Annotated in this window: 4 protein-coding genes; 2 read left to right on the forward strand and 2 right to left on the reverse strand. The window is 59.5% G+C overall.

What is annotated here, in order from left to right; all coding sequences use genetic code 11:
- Nucleotides 1-55: 55 nt before the first annotated feature.
- Complete coding sequence (locus AAIL68_RS17195) at nucleotides 56-532, reverse strand: hypothetical protein (RefSeq protein ID WP_347141002.1); 477 nt, start codon at nucleotides 530-532, stop codon at nucleotides 56-58.
- Between the two features lie 419 nt (nucleotides 533-951).
- On the opposite strand from AAIL68_RS17195, the gene AAIL68_RS17200 reads away from it, so the two are divergent.
- Together AAIL68_RS17200 and AAIL68_RS17205 are read left to right on the forward strand one after the other, a co-directional pair.
- Complete coding sequence (locus AAIL68_RS17200; RefSeq protein WP_347141004.1) at nucleotides 952-1,893, forward strand: CBASS cGAMP-activated phospholipase; 942 nt, start codon at nucleotides 952-954, stop codon at nucleotides 1,891-1,893.
- 92 nt (nucleotides 1,894-1,985) lie between these two features.
- The gene (locus AAIL68_RS17205; protein ID WP_347141006.1) at nucleotides 1,986-2,165 is read left to right on the forward strand and encodes a hypothetical protein; all 180 of its coding nucleotides are present in this window, start codon (nucleotides 1,986-1,988) and stop codon (nucleotides 2,163-2,165) included.
- A gap of 93 nt (nucleotides 2,166-2,258) precedes the next feature.
- Here the strand turns inward: AAIL68_RS17205 and AAIL68_RS17210 are convergent, their stop codons facing one another.
- Nucleotides 2,259-3,509 carry an IS256 family transposase gene (locus tag AAIL68_RS17210; RefSeq protein WP_347141008.1) on the reverse strand — a complete coding sequence of 417 codons (1,251 nt, stop codon included), beginning with the start codon at nucleotides 3,507-3,509 and terminating at the stop codon, nucleotides 2,259-2,261.
- Between the last annotated feature and the right edge of the window lie 92 nt (nucleotides 3,510-3,601).

A 3,601-nucleotide genomic window follows, 5' to 3' on the forward strand; every position in this document is an offset into this window, starting at 1 on the left:
GTTTTTCACCGCCGTTCTTACTTTGTAGCGATCGCTATCGTGGCGCGGCCGCCTTTCAATTTCCGGCGACCTCCAGTGTGAAGGTCCCGTCAAAGAGCAGCGCATCCGTCCAGGATGTGTTGATGCCGGTAAGTTTTCCAGAACCTGTCGCTCCTTCGAACGCTCCTCCGCCGGACAGCAGTGTGTAATCTACCGTCGCGCCCTCCGGAGACCAACTCCCCGTGAACTGCAGGTTAAGGGCGTCACCGTTCTCGAATGTGTAGGTGCTGAGGCCCATCCAGTTGCCGTCTTTCTCGCCGCGGATGGTGGCGAGAGCGAACCGCTTGAACGCCACGCGTCCGTCTTCAAAATAGGCAACGCCTACCGCCTCGCTGCCCACTAGGGATCTGTCAGCGATGCTCGGAAGGTCCATTTTCGTGTCATTGGTCGTGGTGATGACAAGCTTGAACCGGAGGATCTGCTCTTCCGCCAGAGCGGCGGCGGGAAGCAGGCTGGCTGCAAGGGAAGCAACAAGTATTTTCGTCAGTGCCATTTTCGAGATCTCCCAAGAACAACAATCGGGAAAGCTATGGCGCCTCGACTCATTGGCTGCCGGGGCCGCCGGAGAAACTATACGCCCGTCAGCGACCGGCTCAAAACTGAAAGGCCACGCAGCCTGTGGTTTGGCCAGGAGCTGTCCACACGATCAACCCATGGCGTACGACCGAGGATCTCAGAAAGCTCTTTGGCGAGACACGGCTCACGGAAGAGAAAGCGACATGGCCGCCGAGCACGTCGAAAAGCTATGGTTCCACTCGCGTTCGACTTAGCTGTCGACCGCGTGGGCTATGGCACCGATTTCACGCAGGCCACGAGGCGGTGCCAATAGGACAGTCGCACCACAATTATCCATATGCACATCTTGGAGAGTTCCCAGAACGCACTGATATTCTACAGGAAGGAGGTGCGTCCATGAAGATCCTGTCGATCAGTGGTGGCGGTTTCCAGGCTTTGTATAACGTGATCCTACTGGAGCAGCTGGAGCAGCTGGCCGGTCCGGTAAAGGATAGCTTCGACCTCTTCTGCGGAACGTCGGCGGGTGCGGTTGTTGCGGCGGCAGCGGCGAGGGGTATGCCGATGGCGGAACTGCGCGCAGGCTTTGAAAAGCGTGGGGCCGAAGCCTTTCGCCGCCGTAGTATCGCTGGTCCGCGCGACCTGTGGCGTGTGTTCGGCCGGTCGCGCTACATAGCGGCGCCGCTGAAGATGCTGGTGGACGAGATTGCCGGTGATGTGACCTTCGCCGAACTGGATGTCCCGTTGGCCGTGACTGCCGTCCGGCTCCGCGATGGCGCGCCCACCGTCTTCAGCAACCAGACTTCGCCCGAGGTAAAGCTGGGCGACGCCGTGATGGCGAGCGCGGCAGCGCCGAGCATGTTTCCTGCGGTCTCCATCAAAGGCGAGCTTCATGCCGATGGGGCTATCATTGCCAATGCCCCGGACCTTCTGGCGCTGGAACTGGCCCTACGCGCGGGTGCAAAGGCGGAGGAGGTGTCCATGTTGTCGCTGGGCTCCATGAATGCCTGCCCACCACTGGGTGAGCCGGCCGATCCCGACATGGGCGTGCTTGACTGGCTCCGGAACAACCGCATCTTCCGGACCATGATGGGCGCGCAGGCGGAGGTAACGCGCCGCCTGATGAGCAGCCTTCTGGGAGAGCGCTATACTCGGATCGATGCCGATCCCGGCTTTCCGCTGCGGGGAGATGTCGCCCTTGACCAGGCAGATGCAAAGGCCGTCGTCGCCGCAAGAATGGCGGCGAGCCTGTCGCTGCCGGAACTTGAGGTTTGGGCGCGATCAGGCATGGGTCCGGGCGTGCGCACGATTGCCCGACAAGCGAGTGCAGGACCGCGGTGAAGAAACGGTGCGGAGGACAGATTGGCTCATCGGCTACATGCACTTTACAATCTCCGTGCAACCTATCGCTGAGACATCAAGGAATTTGGACGATGAGTGTCGAGACTTCCTGTCACCGTCAAAAACCTGTGAAAGACGCCACGCTCGCATTCAAGGGCTGGCGCATCATTCAGGGTTTTGTGATCAGCGCAGTTCATCCTTGTGGAATAATCACTTCTAATAACATGAGGGTTTCCGGAAAAAACGAACTTTTCCACGTTAATATTATTTAAATACGGACCCTTATCAACCCATATATTAATTGAAAGAACTCAGAAAAACCTCCGCCGTATGTTGAGATATGGGCAAAAGTTGGTGACGCCTGATCAGGCGGCGGCTTGAAGGTGGCGGAGGCCGTCGCGGAACTCAATCCCCTGGATGATCTCCGGCAGGCGGTTCTGGCCGTCGAGTTTGCGCCATTTCCCCTGCGCCGACATCATCAGCTTGAAGGCCATGGCCAGTCCGGTCCTGCGGCTGAGGCAACCTTTGGTGCGCTTGGTGCGGTGCCGAACGGTCGCGAAGGTGCTTTCAATTGGATTGGATGTCCGGATGTGTTTCCAGTGTTCGGCCGGGTAGTCGTAAAAGGTCAGCAAGGCCTCGCGATCCTTGACCAGCTTGGCAACGGCCTTGTCGTATTTGACTCCGTAGGTTTCGACGAAAAAGTCGAAGGCGGCGCCGGCCTCGGCCTTTGTTTCGGCCTGCCAGATGTCGTGCAGATGGTTCTTGGCCTTGTCCTGCAGCGACTTTGGCAGTGCATTCAGCACATTCATTGTCTTGTGGACCCAACACCGCTGCTCGCGCGTGGTGGCGAAGACCTCGCGCAGGGCGGTCCAGAACCCGAGCGCACCGTCGCCGATGGCCAGGTTGGGATCCTGCTTCAGGCCCCGGCACCTCAGATCGAGCAAGAGCTCACGCCAACTCTCAGCGCTTTCGCGGAAGCCGTCGATCATCGCCAGAAGCTCCTTGCGGCCATATTCATCGGCCCCGACGATCACCAGAACGCATTGTCTTTCCTCGGCCATGCGCGGTTTGAAATACACGCCATCGGCCCAGATGGAGAGAAAACGCCGATGGCTCAGGTCGCGCTTTTGCCAGGCTTCATAGTCGGTCCACCAGTCGGCCTTCAGCCGCGTGATCGTCTTGGCGGAAAGCCCCTGGGCGTTTGGGCCCAGCAGTGCCGCGAGCGCCTCGCTGAAGTCCCCCGTGCTGACGCCCTTGAGGTAAAGCCAAGGCAGCAGCTCCTCGACCGATTTCGCCTTGCGCAGGTATCGCGGCAGGATGCTGGGCGTGAAGGTGATCTTATCCTCACCGGGCTTGCGATCGCGCACCCGCGGCACTTTCTCCGGCACGGGGCCAATCCCGGTCATCACCTCGCGTTCCGGCAGGTAACCATGGCGCACCAGGCGTGATGTGCCATTCTCCAGCTTCTCGGCGGAAAAGGCGGCCATCAGCACCGCCAACTCCGCGTGGATTGCCTGTTCGATCAACTTGCGCGCGCCGTCACGGATAATATCGGTGAAGGGATCGGCGCTGAATCCGGATGGATCGGGCAGCTGGGTGATGGTAGTCTCTGGCATGTGGCATATCCCTTTCTCGGCTGAGAATTGACGGCGTTCTGAACACCGCCATGATATGCCGCCCCCTCAGGGCATCACCAACTTTCGCTCAT

The organism is Paracoccus sp. SSK6, assembly GCF_039770665.1.
Taxonomy (GTDB): Bacteria; Pseudomonadota; Alphaproteobacteria; order Rhodobacterales; family Rhodobacteraceae; genus Paracoccus.

Coding starts and splice junctions, on each gene's coding strand:
- AAIL68_RS17195 (WP_347141002.1), bottom strand. CDS start 532: ATGGCACTGACGAAAATACTTGTTGCTTCCCTTGCAGCCAGCCTGCTT.
- AAIL68_RS17200 (WP_347141004.1), top strand. CDS start 952: ATGAAGATCCTGTCGATCAGTGGTGGCGGTTTCCAGGCTTTGTATAAC.
- AAIL68_RS17205 (WP_347141006.1), top strand. CDS start 1,986: ATGAGTGTCGAGACTTCCTGTCACCGTCAAAAACCTGTGAAAGACGCC.
- AAIL68_RS17210 (WP_347141008.1), bottom strand. CDS start 3,509: ATGCCAGAGACTACCATCACCCAGCTGCCCGATCCATCCGGATTCAGC.